This is a genomic window from Rhodoferax sp. ZS1R8 (genome assembly GCF_056521325.1).
Genome location: NZ_JBWMBA010000207.1, coordinates 678 through 1,033, shown reverse-complemented (window position 1 = coordinate 1,033; position 356 = coordinate 678). Strand labels below are relative to the sequence as shown.

Annotated in this window: 1 protein-coding gene; it reads right to left on the bottom strand. The window is 62.1% G+C overall.

Features of this window, described 5'->3' with window-relative positions:
• Positions 1-356: FtsW/RodA/SpoVE family cell cycle protein (locus tag AC097P_RS25030; RefSeq protein ID WP_479613112.1), on the bottom strand; the 356-nt coding region annotated here is incomplete at both ends.

The window sequence follows — 356 nt, the reverse complement described above, 5'->3', positions numbered from 1 at the left end:
TGTGCGCCATCATCAGAAAGCCCACCGTGTCCAAGCCCAGTTCGCGCGACTTGCGGATGTGCTGCTCCGACACGTCGGCCTCGGTGCAGTGGGTTGCGACGCGGATGGTGCTCACGCCCAGGTCCTTGGCCATCAGCAGGTGCTCAACGGTGCCGATGCCGGGGATCAGCACCGCAATCAACAGCACCAGGGAGGCCACCAAAAGCCACGGCGCATACTTTTCCCATACCGCCACCGGAACCTGGAAGGCCATCAGCGCCACTACAAACGCCGTGGCCACCCACATGGCGTGGCGCAACAGGAAATAGGTGTGTGTGTACTTGGCGAACTTGGGGTTGTCCGGCATAGCGATGGAG